General features: G+C 48.5%; 15 protein-coding genes. 9 read left to right on the top strand and 6 right to left on the bottom strand.

The window, feature by feature from the left end; all coding sequences use genetic code 11:
* Positions 1-1,938 (top strand): T9SS type A sorting domain-containing protein (locus OEM52_06925; protein MDK9699856.1); only part of this gene is annotated, 1,938 nt, incomplete at its 5' end.
* Between the two features lie 432 nt (positions 1,939-2,370).
* Here OEM52_06925 and OEM52_06930 read toward each other — a convergent pair.
* Positions 2,371-2,580: a hypothetical protein gene (locus tag OEM52_06930; protein MDK9699857.1), complete on the bottom strand. Its 210-nt coding sequence runs from the start codon at positions 2,578-2,580 to the stop codon at positions 2,371-2,373.
* Between the two features lie 697 nt (positions 2,581-3,277).
* Between OEM52_06930 and OEM52_06935 the strand changes: the two genes are divergently transcribed.
* The 3 genes from OEM52_06935 (at position 3,278) to OEM52_06945 (ending at position 6,821) form a co-directional block, all read left to right on the top strand.
* Positions 3,278-4,561: a T9SS type A sorting domain-containing protein gene (locus tag OEM52_06935; protein MDK9699858.1), complete on the top strand. Its 1,284-nt coding sequence runs from the start codon at positions 3,278-3,280 to the stop codon at positions 4,559-4,561.
* 57 nt (positions 4,562-4,618) lie between these two features.
* Positions 4,619-5,746: a glycosyltransferase family 4 protein gene (locus OEM52_06940; GenBank protein ID MDK9699859.1), complete on the top strand. Its 1,128-nt coding sequence runs from the start codon at positions 4,619-4,621 to the stop codon at positions 5,744-5,746.
* A 151-nt stretch (positions 5,747-5,897) separates the two neighbouring features.
* Positions 5,898-6,821: a hypothetical protein gene (locus OEM52_06945; protein MDK9699860.1), complete on the top strand. Its 924-nt coding sequence runs from the start codon at positions 5,898-5,900 to the stop codon at positions 6,819-6,821.
* A 79-nt stretch (positions 6,822-6,900) separates the two neighbouring features.
* Here OEM52_06945 and OEM52_06950 read toward each other — a convergent pair whose 3' ends face one another.
* Entirely contained in the window at positions 6,901-9,291 is a 2,391-nt protein-coding gene (locus OEM52_06950; GenBank protein ID MDK9699861.1) for a T9SS type A sorting domain-containing protein, read from the bottom strand.
* A gap of 149 nt (positions 9,292-9,440) precedes the next feature.
* Here OEM52_06950 and OEM52_06955 point away from each other — a divergent pair, with 149 nt between their 5' ends.
* Together OEM52_06955 and nikR are read left to right on the top strand one after the other, a co-directional pair.
* Positions 9,441-10,673 (top strand): carboxypeptidase-like regulatory domain-containing protein, encoded by a 1,233-nt coding sequence (locus OEM52_06955; GenBank protein ID MDK9699862.1) that lies wholly within the window; start codon positions 9,441-9,443, stop codon positions 10,671-10,673.
* A gap of 59 nt (positions 10,674-10,732) precedes the next feature.
* On the top strand, positions 10,733-11,164 hold the full coding sequence (gene nikR / locus OEM52_06960) for a nickel-responsive transcriptional regulator NikR (protein MDK9699863.1): 432 nt from the start codon (positions 10,733-10,735) through the stop codon (positions 11,162-11,164).
* 41 nt (positions 11,165-11,205) lie between these two features.
* Here nikR and OEM52_06965 read toward each other — a convergent pair whose 3' ends face one another.
* Positions 11,206-11,823, bottom strand: coding sequence for a DUF2239 family protein (locus tag OEM52_06965; GenBank protein ID MDK9699864.1), 618 nt, complete (start codon positions 11,821-11,823; stop codon positions 11,206-11,208).
* Positions 11,824-12,032: 209 nt separating this feature from the next.
* On the opposite strand from OEM52_06965, the gene OEM52_06970 reads away from it, so the two are divergent.
* From OEM52_06970 to lpdA, 3 genes are all read left to right on the top strand, one after another.
* The gene (locus tag OEM52_06970; protein ID MDK9699865.1) at positions 12,033-12,644 is read left to right on the top strand and encodes a TetR/AcrR family transcriptional regulator; all 612 of its coding nucleotides are present in this window, start codon (positions 12,033-12,035) and stop codon (positions 12,642-12,644) included.
* Between the two features lie 266 nt (positions 12,645-12,910).
* Positions 12,911-14,038 (top strand): formylglycine-generating enzyme family protein, encoded by a 1,128-nt coding sequence (locus OEM52_06975; protein ID MDK9699866.1) that lies wholly within the window; start codon positions 12,911-12,913, stop codon positions 14,036-14,038.
* Positions 14,039-14,165: 127 nt separating this feature from the next.
* Positions 14,166-15,554, top strand: a complete 1,389-nt coding sequence (gene lpdA, locus OEM52_06980; protein ID MDK9699867.1) for a dihydrolipoyl dehydrogenase — start codon at positions 14,166-14,168, stop codon at positions 15,552-15,554.
* A gap of 277 nt (positions 15,555-15,831) precedes the next feature.
* Here the strand turns inward: lpdA and OEM52_06985 are convergent, their stop codons facing one another.
* From OEM52_06985 to OEM52_06995, 3 genes are all read right to left on the bottom strand, one after another.
* The gene (locus tag OEM52_06985; protein ID MDK9699868.1) at positions 15,832-17,310 is read right to left on the bottom strand and encodes a T9SS type A sorting domain-containing protein; all 1,479 of its coding nucleotides are present in this window, start codon (positions 17,308-17,310) and stop codon (positions 15,832-15,834) included.
* Positions 17,311-17,439: 129 nt separating this feature from the next.
* Complete coding sequence (locus OEM52_06990; GenBank protein MDK9699869.1) at positions 17,440-18,198, bottom strand: MTAP family purine nucleoside phosphorylase; 759 nt, start codon at positions 18,196-18,198, stop codon at positions 17,440-17,442.
* On the bottom strand, positions 18,179-19,333 hold the full coding sequence (locus OEM52_06995) for a glycosyltransferase family 4 protein (GenBank protein MDK9699870.1): 1,155 nt from the start codon (positions 19,331-19,333) through the stop codon (positions 18,179-18,181). The genes OEM52_06990 and OEM52_06995 overlap by 20 nt, the downstream gene beginning before the upstream one ends.
* Positions 19,334-20,059 lie beyond the last annotated feature (726 nt).

Raw genomic sequence — 20,059 nt, forward strand, 5'->3', positions numbered from 1 at the left:
GACAGGAGTGTTTGTCGTACCGATTCTTTCCGAACCCCGAGCCCCGAATCCCTTGCCACTGTCCCCTGTTCCCTGTCCCCTGTTCCCGAACTTCGGTTACAAACTTCGCTCGGGGAATTGCGAACGGCGCTGCCGAGTGTGTACCAAGTGTCGGCGAATGGGAGTCGAACGGAAATCGAAGCGGCATTTGAACTGACCGACAAAAACACCTTCGGGATCACGCTCCCCAATGGTTACAACCCCGACCATTCCTTGCGCATCGATCCCCTTATTTACAGTACATACTTAGGGGGAATAAGTACTGACGACGCATTTGGAATTATTAGCGATAGATCTGGTGAAAGCGTAGTTACAGGCTCCACATTAAGTACAAATTTCCCGACAACATCTGGAGTTGGTGACACTACCTTCAATGGGGCTAGTGACTGCTTTATTACTAAACTGAACAACATTGGCTCCCAGCTTGTTTATAGCACATACATTGGCGGATGGATGACTGAGGTAGCAAGAGGAATCGCTGGCGATGGCTTCGGTGGTGTAATTATAACAGGCTATACTTCGAGTTTTGATTTTCCCGCGGATGGTTTTTTCCATAATACTGGAAATCCGTCGCAACCAGATTGTTTTGTAACAAGGTTAAATAGTACCGGTTCGCAGATGATCTACAGTATTTTTATCGGTGGATATTCACGTGATATTGGCAATCAAGTAATCCATGATGGTAGCGGCGGAGCTATCGTCGTTGGTCTTACAAGCAGTGCCGATTTTCCCGTAACACCTACTGCTTTTGATACTACTTACAATGCTGGTAACGACTGTTTTGTCATCCATATAAATAATACTACAAACATCATTTACAGCACATATCTCGGTGGATCGGGAAGCGACATTGAGGTGGAGGCGATATCCGATGGCAGTGGTGGCGTAATAATCGTTGGCGAAACCACCAGCACCAATTTCCCAACCACAACGAGTGCCTTCGATACTTCGTACAATAGCGGGCAAGGCGACGGTTTTATTACACATCTCAATACCACTGGTACGGATTTAATTTTCAGCACTTTTTTGGGGGGTTCCGACCAAGAATCGAGTTCGGGAGTTGTCATTGATGAAAATGGAAGTATTATTGTTGTTGGCGCAACTTCCAGTCCAAACTTTCCTGTGACTGTTAGCGCATTTGACACATCTTTAGGGGGAACCCGCGATAGTTACATTGCCCGTTTTAACAACGACTGTTCGCAACTGCTATGCTGCACTTTTATAGGCGGTTCAGATGTTGATGGTGCCGCAAGATTGGCAATCAGTAATAATGGTAGTATTATAATTTGCGGCGGTACTTCAAGTATGGATATTCCGATCACACCTAATGCACAATTTCCGGTTTATTTCGGTGGAGGCTGGGATATATTCTTAGCACAATTGAATGGTACACTCACTCAACTAACTTTCTGTTCCTACTTTGGTGGTTCTGGCGAAGATTACATAGGTGACATTGTAAATGACAATAATGGTGGATTTGTGGTCGCTGGATCTACAACGAGTCCAAACTTCCCTATCACACAAAACGCCTTTGATACAACCTATGATTCGTTAGGTGGTTATCCCACTGATTGTTTCGTCACTAGACTACGTTTTGATACTGTGGATGTAGCTCGAGAAATCGATATCCAACCAAAGCAGTTCTCTCTTTCCCAAAACTATCCCAACCCATTCAACTCTTCTACTACGATTTCCTATTCACTGCCAAAATCGGGCAATGTCGATTTAAGACTATTTGATATCACCGGTAGGGAAGTCGCTACCCTTGTGAATCAAAAACAGCAAACCGGAAGTTATCGAGTGACATTCGATGGTAAGAATCTCTCGTCGGGAACTTACTTTGTGCGGATGCAAGTTGGAGAATTTGTGAAGACACAGAAGATGGTGCTGCTAAGGTGAAGGGTGAAGGGTGAAGGGTGAAGGGGAATGGGCAATGGGGATCGAAAAAAATGGTGAAGGGTGTAGGGTGAAAGGTGTAAGGGGATGGGTATTGACAGGTCTCCCGACCTGTATAAAGAAAGAATAGCAATTCTGGAGAATCGCCGGTACCTGGATCGTGTTGGGTAATGGATAAAGAAACGCGTTCAAGGTAATAATCACAACCCCTTCCCACCGACTGGAGAGCTTTGCGGCAGAAAGGGGAGTGAAATTCCAAGGCGTTTGGATCATCAAACGATTACGAACGCCACCTCGCTTAACATGCAAGGTTGCACATTGTGCACCAAGCGAAGCAAACCGATGTAAAACTAATTGAGAGAGAGCAACCCCGCCATGGGCGGGGTGTCTTCAAGTAATATAACGTATAACTTTAACTATTTGCAATACAGCTCGCTATGCCGCTTTGCTTTCGGCTCGATTGCGGAACCGAAGCGAAATCTCGCTCAGAGTTGTTTTCGCAGGGAGGTCTGGAGTGCCGTAATACACCTTGACCAGAACCGGCAGTCCACACACTGTGCAACGATGCCACAATTTCATCGCCCCTTTCACGGAACGTTCGAGGGAAGAGTATTTGGTGACTGGATGATTGCAGGCTGCTGGCATGAGTGCCCCCTAATAAAAATACTTAAAGCATAACGCCATCCTTTTCATCGTCTCGCTTTCGGTAAAACTTAACCGAATTTCTGATTTATCATTTGTTTCACATTTCCTTTCGACTACTCCTCGGTTGTTCTGTTGGTTGTAAAATAAATAATTCTCCAAGAAGAGCTGGAGCAGGATAATGTTATGTGTTCATGGATGTAGACTTTACATCATAAACAAGGCTTTTGTTCAGGGATGAATGAAGATTATTTAAAAATCGAGAATTCTGCTTGTTTTTCCGGCATCGATGATCCTATTGGAAGAAGTTAATTGGCGGGCTTGAGTAAACCGGGACCAAAATCATTGGAGTTTCATACTGATCCCCCTCAAATAGAGTACTAACCGTCTGCTCCGAAATACAATAAATCTAACCAAAGCCGTCGTAGTCGTGATCATAGCTCATTTTTCCACCTTACCGATTGCGAATCGGTCTGCACAAAGTAAATGCAATCCCGGGAATCTACCTCAAGCTATCTCGAAGATTTGCGAAAATCGGTATAAACCTTGTATTTTGAGGTTTATTGAAACCTGAGCTCCGCAGGAATGCGCGAGCTCTTGCTTTCTTGTCGCATTAGACCGCTTTTGATGACAGTAGGAACCCCACGAAGCGATGTCAGACTACGTTTGTTACACTGGGTTCGCTACACAGGAGATGATCGTGAAAGTAAGAAGATTGAGGATACCGCTATTTGTAATCCTTTGCGTTAGCAGCTTGTTCGCGGTATCGTCAAGTTTTGCGCAACGAGCAGATACGATCCGGGTAATGGCATACAATATTCTGAATTATCCCGGTTCCGACGGAGCCGCGCGGGCGGTGTATCTACGAAAAACTCTGAATGCGGCAGATATCGATATTCTGGTTGCTGGCGAAGTCATCAGCTATGCCGGCGTTGTACTCGTTCGCGATAACGCCTTGAATGCATACGGTGGCACCGATTGGGCATATGCCCCCTTCGTCGACGGTCGTGACACTGATGCCGGTTTCTTCTATCGGCAATCGAAATTAGTTTACATGGGTATGGAGACGATACCTACCGAGTTGCGGAATATTTATGTCTACAAAGTCCACCCGATCCATCAAGACACTACATCGGCATTTTATGTTTACTATGCTCACTTAAAAGCCTCCAACTCATCGGATGATGCAGCGCAGCGCGGCAGAGAATCGACCATCATGCGCAATCACGCCAATGCCTTGCCAACCGGTTCCCGCTTTATGTACACAGGTGATTTCAATTTGTATACCAGTGCGGAAGTCACCTATTCCAATCTTACCGGAAGTCAAGCCGATAATGACGGTCGGGCGTTTGATCCACTCCAACCGGGCAATTGGAGCAATAACTCGAGTTTCCGGTTTATCCATACTCAGTCTCCCCGTGTGCGCAGTTTCGGCGGCGGTACCACCGGCGGTATGGATGATCGCTTTGACTTCATTCTCCCCTCGATGACGTTTAATACCCAAACTGGTTCACGGTACATCACAAACAGTTTCCGTACCTATGGTAACGATGGCTCTCATTTCAACGACTCGATTAACTCACGTCCAAACACGGCAGTACCCGATAGCATTGCCGATGCATTGCATTACGCCGCCGACCATTTGCCGGTGTATGCCGATTTTATTATCGTGCAGAATAACAACGCAACCCCGGAACCGCCCACTGCGCCGATGCCATCAGCGATTACAGTCAATGCCTATCCCAATCCCTTCAACTCGGAAATCAAAGTTCAGATCGATTTGGTGAAGTCGACTTCGATAACGGCAACGATCATCGATATGTCGGGGAGGGAAATCGGACAGATTACCTCTGGCAACTACGCTGCGGGTTCGCATCTCCTGACTTGGCATGCACCAGGGAATCTCACGTCTGGCACTTACTACATACGTGTGCGTGACCTTGCCGGATATTCGAATACGGTACCGGTTCAATATGTGAAGTAATCAGTAGGAATTTCATTTGGGGCGTATCGGATACGCCCCTTTTTTCGATATTACCCTATGGCAAAGAAACGGCTTGTACACTTATCCTCTGTCGCATCGTGGGATTATTCCCGATTGTGGCGAATCGCTTGTTCGCAGGCGAAAGAATACGATGTGGAAATTCATGCCCGCGCAAAATTCGAGTTTGAGGAGCGCAACGGCATCAAGATTTACGGCTATCAGGGAGGCATCTCGTTTGGCGAGCGGTATGACCGGATTCAAATGTTTCGCCGGAAGATGTTTGCCAATCCCCCTGACTTCGTACAAATCAATTCCCCGGAACAGCTCTTTTTATTGCGGCAGTTAAAAGAAAAGTATCATGTAAAAACGATCTGGGATTCCTACGAGTATTATCCCGATGCTGCACGATTTGCCTGGTATGCGTCACGTTTCCCAATGAAACAAATCGTGCATTGGATGGCAAATTCGATGATTCCCAAGATGGCACGTCATGCGGAATTGATCTTGACAAGCGATCCGCCGACTGCGCGTTATTACAAAGAGTTGGGACATCCCAATTGCCATACTCTCATTAACTACCTAACAACCACAGAGTATCAGCGGACAATCCCGCCACGTCCGGACAATCATCCCGAATTGCATTACGGTGGCATCTTGAGTCAGTCGCGCGGCGGTGCGCTGATGCTTGATGCAATGAAATTGCTCAAGGAACAATATCGTCCTGTAAAGTTGCTTGTAACAGGCCCACCTCCAACCGATCCCGCAATTGTACCGTGGGACGAAGCGCTTGCTACGCGTGGTATTTCCGATATCGTAGAACATCGCGGCTTTGTCGAATTGGATGAGAACTACGATTTGATGGCGATGGCAAAACTGGCGATTTTGCCTACTAATATCGACCGTTACCGCTTCAACCTACCTCAGAAGATTCTATACTACCTTGGTTGGGGCGTTCCGGTTGTCTCCACCGAGATGCCTGCTCTGAAAGAAGTTCTTCCTGAAGGTTTGTCGGGCGTGTATTACGTGAAAGAATCGCCGTCGGAGTTTGCCGATCGAATCAAGTATTTGTTGGATCACGATGATGAACGAATTGCCGCCGGACAACGCGGCAGGGAATGGCTACTGGCAAATGGACGGTGGGATCATTGCGAACAAATTCTCTTAGAACGGATGCGCGAATTGTAGCTTCTTCTTTTTCCCGTTAAATCCGCACTCTATGTTTACTTAACATCTAAGTATTCAATTCTCGTATTACGTTCGATTAGGATGTTGTCTTCAAACAACGGTAATCGGATTTAGTGCGATAAAGCGAGTTCGTTGATTAAAGGGAGAGTAAATGGTACGAGTATTTCTGGCTCTGTCAGTACTGATATCATTGCATTATAGCAATGATGCAATTGCCCAAGGGTGCAGCGACGCGGGGTTGTGTTCGATACAGGGAATGGATGGTTCATGTCAAGACGAGTCGACAAATAAACATAAGTTTTCTGCCGGTACAACTTTAGGTATGGGCGACAACGGAACTCGGGTTACAGGCTTTTCTCTGTCATTTGAAAAACAGCTCCAGCCCAAATGGATTGTTTCTTCGAAACTAACAGCCTCTTCAATAACTGGTGAGATGGCTTCCACTTCCGGGTTCGGCGATTTATTCTTAACATCTGCTTATCTACTTTCTTCAGGTTCTAATCATTCACTCACATGGATTGCGGGATGCAAAGTTCCGATTGGTAAACCGAGTGTAAAGAAGAATGATTATGATCTTCCGATGGCGTACCAACCTTCATTAGGTAGTTTAGACGCGATGCTTGGAATCGTGTTTCATCGGAATCAGATGCAAGTATCGATTGGTATACAACAACCGCTATCCGGTGAGAGCGATAATGCTTTTCTCCCCGAAAGCTATCCAAACGCTCAAGCAATGAAATATCCCGCATCAAATCGAATAAATCGGAAGGGCGATATTCTCGCTCGTTTCACTTACACGATTCCAGTATTTACTTCTCGGCTCACCAATCGTGTTAGCTTATTGCCGATCTATCATCTCGGAGAAGATACGTATAGCGATGCACGTCGTGAAAGAGTGTCAATTGTGGGTTCTGATGGATTAACCTTGAACGGAAATGTTGTTTCAAGTTATCGAATAAACGAACGAAATTCATTAGAGTTCTCGTTGGGTGTACCGTTTGTTACGCGCGATGTTCGACCAGACGGCTTAACAAGAAGCTATGTATTTGGAATCGAGTATACGTTTCAGTATTGAAAGAACCAACAAATTGTTTCTTGCACAAAAAAACAGGGTCACATTACTGTGACCCTGTTCTTACTCATGGAAGTAGAAACTACTTCAGCAATACGACCTTGGTCGCGCCAACGTAGGAACCGGCTTTCATCTGAATGAAATAGGTACCGGCGGCGAGATCAACTGCCTTCATGCCAATCGAATGGGAACCCGCGGGGAGTTCGGCATTCAATAAGCTGGCGACTTCACGACCGCTCACATCGTATAGTGACAATGTCACTTTCGAGTGGGTAGCGAGCGAGAACTTCACCGAAGTGGTCGGATTGAACGGATTCGGATAAGCGCCCAATAGAGCAAACGAGTTTGCCAACGGGACATTGCCCTCACCGGCGTTTACTTGTTGTACAGTGACTTCTACCGGCACGTTGAATACTTCGTCTGTCGCATTCGTGGTGACGTTTAATGTTGCTGTAAAGATTCGTGGGTTATCCGTCGGAACCGAACGGAAACCGATTTGGATCGGAGTGTTCATACCAGCGGCGACATTGCCTTGGTTGGGCGAGAACGACCAGCGACGCGGTCCGGCATTGGCAAGTTCACAGATTACCAAATGATCTGGTGCGCCTTGTACCATACCACCAAACACCCAGAAACCGGGGACGACTTGATCAGAAATGAAGCAGCTTGCCGAGATGTCTGCCGTTGCAGCGCCCGGTAATGCCGCCTGAACCATCGACGTGTCGCCAGTGGTGGGATTCATTTTGTAAATGCGGGTATTGTAGCCAGTACCCTGGGTATAGATGTAAAGTGGCTTGTTGTCGACATCAGCCGGATACCATGCCATACCGCCTACGCCACCATGGTTGGTATAAGTCTGAAGGACTATGCCCGAACGATTCACTTTGTAAATCGAGGAAACCGTGCCCCAATTCGAAACAAAGAACACATCTTCGTTGGGATCGTAAGCGACTGCACGGCAAAGGCCTACACCGACTGCTGTGCAGTTGATGTTTGCGGCAGTTACAGCGGCACCAGTGGTCGGGTCGAATGCGCGTAATGTTGCATCCCACGAACCGTAGATGTAGTCGCCGTCAAACGCCATATCGCGAATCGTAAATGCGCCTGAGGAAGCGCCAGGAATCATGAGTGTGCTGTCGACAAACGTTCCTTCCGGGGTAAACCGGAACCAACGGTCGCCGCAGGGTGCCCAAATAAAACCATTGGCATACTCTGCGCCATAGTTCTGTGCTCGCCGGCTGCCAAGATTCTCGATCTGGATATCACGAAGAATTTGCCACGGGGTGTTTACTTCGTCGATTGCCGGAATTGTCGTCGCAGTTATCATTGCATCGTCGGTCGCAGGAGTAATCTCACGAGTCGATGCATTATCCATGACCGGTCCTTGTTGCAATGCAGCGGTAAACGCCATCGGACCATCGCCGTTATTGTTCAAAGTGACATTGCCAAAAACGCTGTCGCCAATACCAACGGTTAAGTCAAGCGATGTCGGGCTGACCACTGCCATCGGGCGGCGCATGGTAAAGTTGTGCATTAACGAGTCACCAGTGATGTTGACTTGTCCGGTATAACCATTCCAACCAGCTTTGGTAGCGGTTACAGTTTGCGCGCCGGCATCGACTAAGAATCGATAGTAGCCTTGCGCATTGGTACGACCAGTACGGACGCCGCACTGAATATTGACGGAGTCAATCGGAGTGCCACCGGTGTTCGCTGTGACTGTACCATAGAGGATGTTGGTGGCTGCTTGCGCGTAGATTCTGACCGCTCGGCCGACCGCGATGTAAGCGGCATCGAAGGCAACTTGAAGTCCAACAGTTCCGGTACCATTTTCCACGCCGATAGTACCGCTATTCACGGTTCCACTGGTGGTATTGTATTGATACAGAATCGAACCATCAGGCATCAGGATGACTTGGAACGTTAAATTACTGCCCGTATCATTCCAACGGGTGCTGCCAATCCAAGACACCACAAAATTACCGTCGACGGTAGCATAGCGCACGTTGGTCGAAATTAAATCATCCCAGAATGGGCAAGCGATATCGTTTGGAACTGCCGCATTGGGAATTCCGACATTGGTGTACTCGGTCGATGTTTCTGTAGTATTAAAAGAAACCCAACCGTTGGTGCACACGACTAACTGGGTACGGTTCGTTCCATAGAATGGGAATCCAAAACCAATTGTTATCGGTGCCGAGATACCGTCGTCAGTCGAAGCGAAGGTAATTGCCGTTCCAGATGTTGAGATATCGACCCAGTTGTAAGTCGGACCGGTTGGTTCATTATTGTTGTCAATCCAACGATAACCGAATGCATCGGGACCGCCGGAAGCGTCAATCACCGGTGGATTCACCGAGTGAAAGGTTTGAACTTTATTCGAAGCTTCGGAAGAAACTACCATCCCGGTTGCGAGAACGATAGCAACCGTACTTTTCATCAGATTCCGAAGAAGCGAGCGCATTTTCATCATTCTTCCTCCATGTGGGTTTTTAACGGGTCATCGTACGTATTAAATGACTTCCTTCCCTATATTAGAGAAGATTCTCCTTGTTCACAAATGGTAAATGTAGTTTTCCAGAGTTGTCTTTCCAAGTATATTTTGCAGTTTTGGAACATGTAATGCCCCAGTTGTGTGATGAACGTCCAAAATTGCAGTTATCGAAAGCGATGCAAATGAAAAAGAGTCTTTTGGTTGTGTTTCTACTTGCCTTCGCAATCTCCGGGTGTGAGCTGCGACGTTCCGTAGTTGAGGGGAGATTGCTTGCTCTTGGCACTGATACCCCTTTGCCCAAAGTAACCCTGCGAATCGCCGGAAAGTCGGACACTGTGACAGCATTGACCATCACTGATGCCGATGGAAAGTTCCTGTTCGATCGGCTACGTTCCAATGAGACCTATCGGATTGTATCAGCGGACACTACCAAATTTTTGGTTTCTCCGGTAGAAGTCACTCTGGCGAAAGGTGAAAAGAAACAAACAACCGGTACTCTAAGAGGTATTGTCTCACCACCAAAGCCCGGGCTTTGGGCGTGGATTCGGGGAACTTGGCGGGAGCTATCCGCCTTGCGAACCGGTCGCACATTACAAATGTTGCGTTCCGTGGTTGATCAAGCGCAAATGGTTCCCCAAAGTGCTTCCCTTGTCGCATGGTTTCCCGGCAAGTACTGGGGCGGCGATTCGGATAGTAGCATTCAGTGGGTGGGCGGGATGTTACAGGATTCCCTGGTGCGCTTTACCGAAATCGCATTAAACGAAAATACTCCCGATGGCGAACCGGTGGCGATGGATCCTACCACGTTCGATAATTGGTCATATTTTGGTGTCTTTCCAGTACGTGGTCCCGACCGACCGGGACTGTACGCCGTCGTAATCCGTGAATCCGAACGCTCCGATCCAATTGTCTATCCGTTTTGGGTTCCTTCCGGCGGCAGCGCTCTTAATACGCAACAACCGGCATCAGTGACTTCCAACTTTGCAGGATCAATCACCGGTGGATTCGGCGGCATCGGTAACCTCGATACCAATGCAATCTTCCAACGCGCCTTACAAGCGGCGATGCAGGCGCTCAGTATGCGTTCCGATTCCCTACTCGGAAAAATCGGTAGTCCTGATACTAACCCAAATACTGTTTTGAGCGGGGTAGGTAACGTCCACTCGGCAGACGGAAAATACTTCACCAGTGAACAAGCGGAACGGTGGCGGCAGCAATTACGGTTAGCGATGACAGATCGCGATACATTTCGACGTCGACAGCTCTGGCGGGCAATTCGCGACAGTGCCGAAGGGAGCGATATCGCTCTTGATGCTGACCGTCTACTGATGCGCGATTTGAATGGATTGCCATTGAAGTGAAATATGGTAGTTCACCAGATAGATGATACTTGTTTCAATTATCGTGCAGCGGAGGAACTATGAGCCAACTGACACGGTTTGGGGTAGCGATGGAGGACGATTTGCTATCCCGGTTCGACGAGTTAATTCGTAAGAAGGGTTATCGCAACCGTTCGGAAGCAATTCGCGACTTAGTTCGAGAACAGATGATCCAGACCGAATTAGAAGACGGTGGGCAAAGTGTCTTTGGTGCTTTTGTTTTCACGTACGACCATCACCATCGGAACCTCGAAGCAAAACTGACGGAACTCCAACACGATCATATTCATGAGATAATCGCTACATCGCACGTCCATGTCGATCACGACCATTGTCTCGAGGTGATCTTGATGAAAGGTTCGGTAGCGGAAGTTAGCAATATCGCGGAAAAGATTCTCTCCATGAAAGGCGTCCAACACGGAAAACTGACATTGACGACATCGCTGCCGACCCCGCACCATCATTCCCATTAAACAAACGTGCGAGTTCATTCACAAATATCATCCATTGCTTTTCACTCGTTTACGGGAAGTGTTGTATCGTTCATGAGCCGATGTTGCACCATCCGGTCGATGTACCAGTAAATATCCTCCGGCCAATTCCGAACGATTTTATCGAAACTTCCGTAATCCCCGGCATACAGCGTGCGCGACGCTTCCTCGAACCCGGATCGATCCCCGGCTAATACGGTCATAATCCGCAAAATAGCATCGCGAGCAGAACGTTGCCGTTCCCCCTCTGGATCACGCTTCCTGGCTTCCTCGACTAACCGTCGCAGCGTAGCTGAGATGCCGTTCGGTTGCGATTCCAACCATTCCCAATGCCGCGGTAACATAGATATTTCCCGGGAAATTACTCCCAACTTCGGTCGACCGGGACGATTCGACGGTGCATTTGATACTTCTTGTACCGCCATGATCGGATGTTCGGCTATCCGGGCAATTACCTCTGCGACTGTACCCTGAAAATTGAAATCGATCTGTTTACCGGTCCAATCGTCGAAAATCAATACATTGGTTGGACAATCTCGACCCTCGAATAGTTTTACCCGGGTTAATACATCCATCAGTTCACCCGACGCGATCATATAAACCCCAACAAATGCGGTGTAGGTGTGTTCAAACTCACTCATAAGTACTCTCCTTTGTCTTCTCAGACAGGACATTCAAAGTTTCTAATATACACTGGGTAAAACTGTTTCCAAAATTACCAGGCAATAAATCACTGAAAGCGTCTTGATAGACAATCGATTTTATCAAAAGTGAGTGCCAGTGTAACTTTGAAATATGTACAGTGTTTACTATATTCACGATGTTGTTAATCTGTGAATGGAGTGCCGCGATGGGAATCGCTGAACGAAAAGAAAAAGAGAAGCGCGCCATGAGGCAGCGGATATTAGTCGCTGCGATGGAATTATTCGTCGATTTTGGATTTCAACGGGTCTCGATCCGGAATATCGCCGAAAAGATTGAGTATAGTCCTTCAACGATTTACCTCTACTTTTCCGACAAGAATGCCATTTTGCTTGAATTACTGAACGAGGGATTGGATCGCTTAAATGAGAAGATTCTCCAGCATCATCAGATTGCCGACCCGGTCGACCGCCTCATTGCCTACGAACGTTGTTACTTAGAATTTGCTTTGGAAAATCCCCAATACTATGAAATCATGTTTATTCAGGGATTACCTATTCAACGGCCGGAAGACGGTTTCGCGACGGAGAAAGGGGAGCGGCTATACAAAGTATTTGAGGAACTCCTCGCGGAATGTCAAGCTGCCGGACATCTGCAAAACCAAAATGTACGGGAACTCACCATTTTACTGTGGTCGACTTTACATGGATTCTGTTCACTGTATATCCGGCAACGGCTTCGGTTCGCTAACATTGACGATGCGTCGGTGCACGATTTCATCGAGCGCACCTTACTGACGATCCGCAGTTGGTTACGATAGTTGACCTAACTGCGCAAACAAACCCATCGACGGAGTTTCGTCAAGTTACCGCCACGAGAATTCTCTTTGCGCATCTCTTATCTGCTATCTACCAATCGTGCTACTGGTAGCCCGCTACTTTCCCTCGTCGATGATCGTTCGGTGCAAGGTCTTGCGTCGAATAAGTGATGTTAGTTAACTTAACTTTCGAGAGGTTCATGAAAGAAATTCAAATAAAGGAGCTATATGATAAAATGAAAATGTTGTTTTGAATCGAAAGGTCGAAAATGTTAAGAATCGCTTCCACCTCAACTATGTCATTGTTGGGTTTCCTATATATGGCATGTTTCCTCGGTTGCAGTTATGGTGACGGATCTGAACCAACAAACAGAAATTACCCTCCATTAACTCCCGTATATCAATATCCAGCGGATAGCTCTGCCAACGTTTCAACGACTCCATCCCTCAAGTGGGAAGGTACTTCTTTCAATTATCGTTACGATATATATCTTGATTCGATAAACCCACCGACTAAACAAATCTCTCTTGCACAAGGACATAACTGGGTGAATGTGTCGACTTTACAGTATAACTCGGTTTACTATTGGAAAGTCGTCGCGACCGATGGCATAAATCCGCCTGTAAGCGGACCAGTGTGGTGTTTTACAACTCGCCAGCCGACCTACGGCAGTTATCCTGGTGAAGTGCGTTCGTTTCCACTTGGTTCGACCGGTTTGACAATAGAAATGTGCTGGTGTCCGCCGGGATCGTTTCAAATGGGTACTCCGGTGCGGGGGGTTAGTACCGATAAGCTTGAATCGCCCGTTCATACCGTAACGATTGCCGAAGGATTTTGGCTGAGCAAGTACGAAGTAACGCAAGGACAGTGGACTGCAGTAATGTCGTACAATCTCTCTGCTTTTCGCGATCGTTCAAACAGTAAACTACTGCCCGTGGAAATGGTTCAGTATAACGAGGTTCAAATGTTTGAAGTAAACACCGGCGGTGATTACTTTTTACCAAGCGAAGCTCAGTGGGAGTATGCTTGTCGCGCTGGCACATCAACATTGTTTTACTGTGGTGATACCTTATCGAGCGGCTCGATTGGATCGTTCATTAGGAGTAACTCTAATTCAAACGGCGTTACGCATCCGGTTGGTGAAAAGATCGCAAATGCATGGAACCTGCACGATATGAGCGGCAACGTCTGGGAATGGTGTGAGGATTTGTACCATGACAACTATAACGGTGCACCTTGCGATGGAAGCCCTTGGGTAACGGACGCACAAAACTCAAATCACATAATTCGCGGTGGATCTTGGATGCACAATTTGGACGCTTGCCGTTCGGCGTTTCGTTTTGCCAAGTATAGTGGAAAATATTACATCGGATTTCGTCTTTGCCGTCAACCGTAATAACGTTTTACAACGACGATAAAATCGGAAGTCGCTTATCGATGGTGAGATTAGCGGCTCGATTATTACAAGACTCGGATTTTTCGTATTATCGGTAACGGTTTTTGGAGAAAAAAGAATGTCGGAAATGAACTACGATCTTATCGTCATCGGCTCGGGTCCCGGTGGTTACGAGGCGGCGATTCGCGCCAGTCAATTGGGTTTGAAAACTGCTGTGGTCGAGGAGAAGCACCTCGGCGGCATCTGTCTGAATTGGGGCTGTATCCCGACGAAAGCGCTGCTGAAGTCGGCGGAAACGTTTAAGCTGCTCGCCCATGTCAACGATTACGGGCTCTCGGTCGAGAATCCGAAGTACGACTGGAAAGCGATTATCGCCCGTTCCCGCAAAGTCGCCGATATGTCGATGCGCGGCGTACAGTTCTTATTCAAGAAGAATAAACTCGAACACTTACAAGGTCGCGGCGCCGTGAGCGGCAAAAACGAAGTGTCGGTTACCGCCGCCGATGGTACGAAAAAAGCGTACACCGCCAAGTTTATCATGGTGGCGACGGGAGCGCGTACCCGCGAACTTCCCACGATTAAACTCGATCACAAGAAAGTGATTGGCAGTCATGAGGCGATGTCGCTCCCCGAACAGCCGAAATCGCTGGTGGTGATTGGCGGTGGTGCGATTGGCAGCGAATTTGCCTACTTCTACAATGCATTCGGAACGAAAGTCACGCAACTCGAAATGCTGCCGCGACTGGTACCGGCGGGCGATACTGAACTCGGTGACTTGCTCACGAAGAGTTTCCAGAAACAGGGCATCGACGTCAAAGTCAACGCAATGGTGAAATCGGTCGAGCCGACGAAAGACGGCGTCAAGGTGACTTGGACAACCAACGGGAAAGACGAAGCGATCGATGCCGATGTCGCATTAATGGCGATTGGCGTAACCGGAAACGTCGAGAATTTGGGACTGGAAACGCTCGGGATCGCTATCGAAAAAGGCGCGATAAAAGTCAATAAGGATTATCAGACCGCACTGCCGAACATCTATGCGATTGGCGACTGTATTGGTTCGCCGTGGCTTGCCCATACCGCCAGTGCCGAAGGCATTCACGCCATCGAGCACATGGCGGGCAATAAACCGCACCACATCGATTACGACAGTATGCCGGCGGTAACTTATTGTCAACCGCAATTTGCGAGTATCGGACTCACCGAGCAGCAGTGTATCGATAAGGGTCTCAAAATTAAAATCGGACGATTCCCGTTCAGCGCCAATGGGAAAGCCCGCGCGGCAGGCGAGACCGAAGGGATGGTGAAGGTGATATTCGACGAAAAATATGGCGAACTGCTCGGGGCACATATTCTTGGCCATGATGCCGGGGAATTGCTTTCCGAATTGATTATTGCGAAGTCGTCGGAATCGACCGGACACTTGATTCATCACACGATACACAGCCACCCGACACTATCCGAAGCGATTAAGGAAGCTGCTGGTGTCGCGTATGGTGTCGCAATTAATATCTAATTCCAATAACACATGAAAATGTAGGGGCGGCTGGCAGTCGCCCATGAGTAAGGGCGAATCTTGTGTTCGCCCTTTTTATTTTTACTGGTCGGGAGACCTGTCCATACCCATCCCGTCTGTAGGGGCGTGCCGCGCAGGCCCTTTGTTGTGGGGGCCGAAACGCTTCGACCCGAATTTCGTACGGGCTTGGAAGCCCGTAACCACCACCAACAACGGAACGGGTGAACGTTTTCGGTGCCGCCCCTACCCGAATCATCGGGCGCAAGCGTTAGCGCACCTACTTTATATAATGGAGGGGGAGAACTTGGGTCGGGTGGGTGGAAGTTTGCACTTGTAGATAGTAGGTACCGGAAGGCAGGGAACCGGGCAAGAGGATCGATTGCACAAGGATTCCGGTATGAGGTTGATAACTCGCAATCGTTTGTCCGAGGAGATTATACACCAGAATCCGATTGGTTTGCCGCCCTCCCATAAACAGTGAGAACCTACCATTGGTAGGGTTGGGATAAATCGTAAACGGATTGGTTGGTAATAGCGAGGATTGCTCGTGGGCGACTTGATTGCGGACCCGCCGAGTCAGCATCCGGTTCGCATAGCCAATCGACAGGTCGTTGCCTCGGGCATCGATCCGGAGGATCCCCGTACCTTGGTCAACTGGCAAAAAAGTCGAACGAGGAAAGGTATCGGTGACAACCCAGCCATTTTCACGGGTGCACGCCACCATTTCAAATTGTTGTGTGATATAGTGTTGACCACTTGAATCCAACCCCCAACGGGGACGAAATTGCCAAATCGTATCGGGAGTATCGCAAAATACGGGTAGACTATACGCCCCCGGTTCCCGAAAAACCGTATCAACCTGTAGTAAAGTTAAACTGTCGGGATGGATGCGGTACCCAATCGTATATGAGGTGTCGTAATCGTAGCCATCGAATTGGTAGAGCAAGCGGGAACGGGAGGAATAACAAAAACCATCGGTGCCGTAACCAACATTTGGCAAGTAGATTACTCGTCGGACTTCCACTGGTCCGACGATATGACTCGAATCGCTAAAAACGTGTGTGACGTATTGAATCGGTGAGTAGGTTGACCAAATATATGCCCCCCCATCCCCATCGTGACAAATGTAGATCGGAGTGCCATAGGTCTCAAAAGGAAGATGTACTAATCGATTGAGGGTGCCGTCAGGATTGATTTTTGTGTAATATCCGAAAGTACCTGACAAATATAGGTTGCAAGAATCGTCCAGATCGCCGTCCACAATCCCGATGTTTGTGTTTACAATCGTTTGCCAGTCTCGTAAGGTGTCGCCATTCCGATTAAACACAAAGGAACGAAGAACTCCTTCTCGTTGTAAAACAATAACAACATCTCCATTCCGATTGACAAAACTCTGTGTTTTTTCTCCGACATTAATTGTAGACAATGGACGTGACCAAAGTTTTCGACCAGTTTGCAGTTCGTACAACGAAATGTAACTACCATTATCGGGTTGGTACGGCATTCGATGAAGCTCAAATTCGGCGTAGTATCCGAGTCCATTGCTGTGGGCTTGGCCACTGGTGTAATTTGCTGCCATCGAATCCAATGGAACCCATTCCGCCCTTGCGAGCGAGCAGAAAAGAAAGAGAATCAAGAGGGTGAGAAGAAAATTGCGTGTCAAAGGAAGCGAAGCGAAGAACCGGTGGGTAGAAGATAGCATTGCATTCGTCGGATGAGGAATGCGACTGACATTGATAACAGCAATCTTTTTCATACCAGTTACCTCCCATCACCAACATCCATTCATCATAATCATCAAGTCATCCACAAGATTCCACAAGATTCCTCAAGGAATCGAAACGATTCATCACGTTAGAAATATAACATCGGATGTAATCCATCGCTATCGTTTTCGCAGGTTTGCCAATTCCTGCGCATAGATTTTCAGGGCGGGCAGGATTGCCGACACCGCTGCGCTGATATGACGATGGTTATGGGCAACGCCCGCCATAAATTCATCCATCGATAACGGAACCGGACCGATACCATTTCCCCAATTATCGATACATACGAGTAGCGCATAAGGCATTTGCAATTCACTGGCGATACTCAGTTCCGATGCGCACGTCATTCCGACATAATGGGCGTAATCGCTGAGCCACTGGATCTCGGCGCGGGTCTCAAAGCGCGGCCCGCGGGTCTGTGCATACACCCCGCCATCGATGCACTCGAAGCCATGAAATTGCAATTCCGAAACGACAACCCGGCGCAGTGTCATATCGAATTCCGGAATCGAATGGATGCGATTTTCTTCGGTACAAATCGTATCGATGATATAGGGACTAAAAATATCGTCGGGAACACCCAACATGCCGGGCGCAACATCCGAATCCAACGAACCGACCGAACCCAATCCCAGCGCAAATGTCCCCACTTGCTTAGCCGCCGCGAGATTTGCCGCATGGTTAATATGATGAGGAAGCGTTTCGCCATCTTTTCCGTGGCGGGGAATCACCCATACTTCATTCGAATAATACGCATAGGTCGAACCGTAGGGGGTATTAACGATACAGTCGGATTCGATGGGAAGAATTTGCGAGAGATCGATGGTTCCGGTTAACAACACCGGAACGGAAGTGTTCTCAGGATTCGGTTTCGGCATCGCTGCGCTCCGTCTCTTTTCTCGCCTCGTTGATGATTTTTCGCAATTCGCGACCTAATTTCTGGAGAACGATTTCCCAAGTGAATTCCTTCATCGCGCGGTCAAGAGCGGCTTTTCCCATCGCGATTCGGCGGGGTTCGTCCTGCCAAAGGGTATTGATCGCATCGGCAAACGCTTTCGATTTCGCCTCGGAAACGACGATGCCGGTTTCCCCGTCGACGACTGCTTCCGGCAAGCCGCCACGATTGGAAACCACCGCGGGAATGCCGCAGGAAGCTGCCTCCAGAGCCGGTAATCCAAATCCCTCCAATGTGCCGAATTGTTCGCTATGAGAAGCAAGTACGACAAATTGCGCCGTACGATAGACGCTGATCAATTGCTCATCGTCGACTGAACCCAACCAGCGCACCCGGTCGAAAATACGATACTTATCGGCAAGCCGGCGCATTGTCCGCTCTTCGGGGCCGCTTCCCACTAACCACAGTTCCGGTCCCTCTGGCGGCGGCAAGAGATGCGTCATTGCCTCAAGCAGCAGGGCGTGGCCTTTTTCGGGAACCCAACTGCCAACATTCAGTATACCGCGCGGCGCTTTATCCAGCTCCAATTTCGCTAATACGGCGGCGTCGGCTTTCCCGGCGCGGAACCGCATCGTATCGACTCCATTGGGGACGACGACCGCACTTTGCGATAACGGTTCCGGCAAACGTTGCTTCACCGCCTTTGAGACAGCGAATACTTTTTTTGATTTCAAGATCGGCGATTTCGCCGTGAGCCGCTCATTGCCATGAAAAATGGCGGTGAATGGGATACCATCGCGATGTGCCCAGACGGCGACCTCTTCCGAAAACAGATCTAATTTGGGAATCAGTACTAAATCGGGTTTCTGGTGGGTGAGTACTTCCTGCCACGACAACTCGCTGCGGTGTCGCCGCAACCAACCGGGCGTCCAGTTGCTTTCGATCAGGGTGATGACATCGAAGCCGGGCGGTACTTCCCCCCCTTTGACGACACTGGCTTTCGTCCACAGCGTAATGTCGTAATGCTGCCGCAACAGTCCACGGCAAATCTCAAAGGTGTAAGCCGCGGTTCCCCCCACCATCGGCGGAAAGGCGGATGTTGCTACCAGAATGTTCATAGAGCAAAGGTAGTCGTTTGGTACACGAATCTCAATGCAACGGTTAGGCAAATCACATTGAACATAGAAGTGGAATTATTCTCTTGTCTTAGTGAGGAGTGGCATGCGAAACCATGGGCACAGACAAAAGTGTTTGTCTTACTGTGTAGCGGCAGAACCTCTGGTTCGCCCTTTCAGTGGTGGTTACAGGATTCCAATCCTGTTTTCTCTATGCCAAATGTACAGGTCTTGAGACCTGTCGGTACCCTGCCGAAAAACGGGTTTGGAAACCCGTAACCACCACTCTGCCTGTCTTCGCGAGGAGCGAAATGTGCAACCTTGTGCGCATGAAGCGACGTGGCGATCTTGTTTGTCGGACAAGATGATCCAACATCCAAATTGGGCGACCCAGAGGGTCTACCCCTACAAAAAAATTATCGAATTGCACAAATCACTTGTGAGTTAAACTTGAGTAGTTTACGTTGTACTCATCGTAGCAAGGAATTTTGTATTGGGTACTGACAGGTCTCCAGACCTGTAAAAGGGTAGCGACAGGCGTCCTCGCCTGTGATGTAGGGGTTCGATTTATCGAACCCGTGGTAGGGGCGCAAACGCTTGCGCCCGAGTGAAGGCGCAGACCCTCTGGGTCGCCCTTGCTGGTGGACAGACAAGAGTGTCTGTCCTACGATGTAGTGGTGGTTACGGGCTTCCAAGCCTGTCTTCGCTAATTGTTCCAATTGTATAGGT

The organism is bacterium (genome assembly GCA_030247525.1).
GTDB lineage: Bacteria > Electryoneota > JAOADG01 > JAOADG01 > JAOADG01 > JAOTSC01.

Excerpts from the sequence above, each read along its gene's own strand:
- OEM52_06930 (MDK9699857.1), bottom strand. The coding sequence starts at position 2,580 with ATGCCAGCAGCCTGCAATCATCCAGTCACCAAATACTCTTCCCTCGAA.
- OEM52_06940 (MDK9699859.1), top strand. The coding sequence starts at position 4,619 with ATGGCAAAGAAACGGCTTGTACACTTATCCTCTGTCGCATCGTGGGAT.
- OEM52_06945 (MDK9699860.1), top strand. The coding sequence starts at position 5,898 with ATGGTACGAGTATTTCTGGCTCTGTCAGTACTGATATCATTGCATTAT.
- OEM52_06950 (MDK9699861.1), bottom strand. The coding sequence starts at position 9,291 with ATGATGAAAATGCGCTCGCTTCTTCGGAATCTGATGAAAAGTACGGTT.
- OEM52_06955 (MDK9699862.1), top strand. The coding sequence starts at position 9,441 with ATGCCCCAGTTGTGTGATGAACGTCCAAAATTGCAGTTATCGAAAGCG.
- nikR (MDK9699863.1), top strand. The coding sequence starts at position 10,733 with ATGAGCCAACTGACACGGTTTGGGGTAGCGATGGAGGACGATTTGCTA.
- OEM52_06965 (MDK9699864.1), bottom strand. The coding sequence starts at position 11,823 with ATGAGTGAGTTTGAACACACCTACACCGCATTTGTTGGGGTTTATATG.
- OEM52_06970 (MDK9699865.1), top strand. The coding sequence starts at position 12,033 with ATGGGAATCGCTGAACGAAAAGAAAAAGAGAAGCGCGCCATGAGGCAG.
- OEM52_06975 (MDK9699866.1), top strand. The coding sequence starts at position 12,911 with ATGTTAAGAATCGCTTCCACCTCAACTATGTCATTGTTGGGTTTCCTA.
- lpdA (MDK9699867.1), top strand. The coding sequence starts at position 14,166 with ATGAACTACGATCTTATCGTCATCGGCTCGGGTCCCGGTGGTTACGAG.
- OEM52_06985 (MDK9699868.1), bottom strand. The coding sequence starts at position 17,310 with ATGAAAAAGATTGCTGTTATCAATGTCAGTCGCATTCCTCATCCGACG.
- OEM52_06990 (MDK9699869.1), bottom strand. The coding sequence starts at position 18,198 with ATGCCGAAACCGAATCCTGAGAACACTTCCGTTCCGGTGTTGTTAACC.
- OEM52_06995 (MDK9699870.1), bottom strand. The coding sequence starts at position 19,333 with ATGAACATTCTGGTAGCAACATCCGCCTTTCCGCCGATGGTGGGGGGA.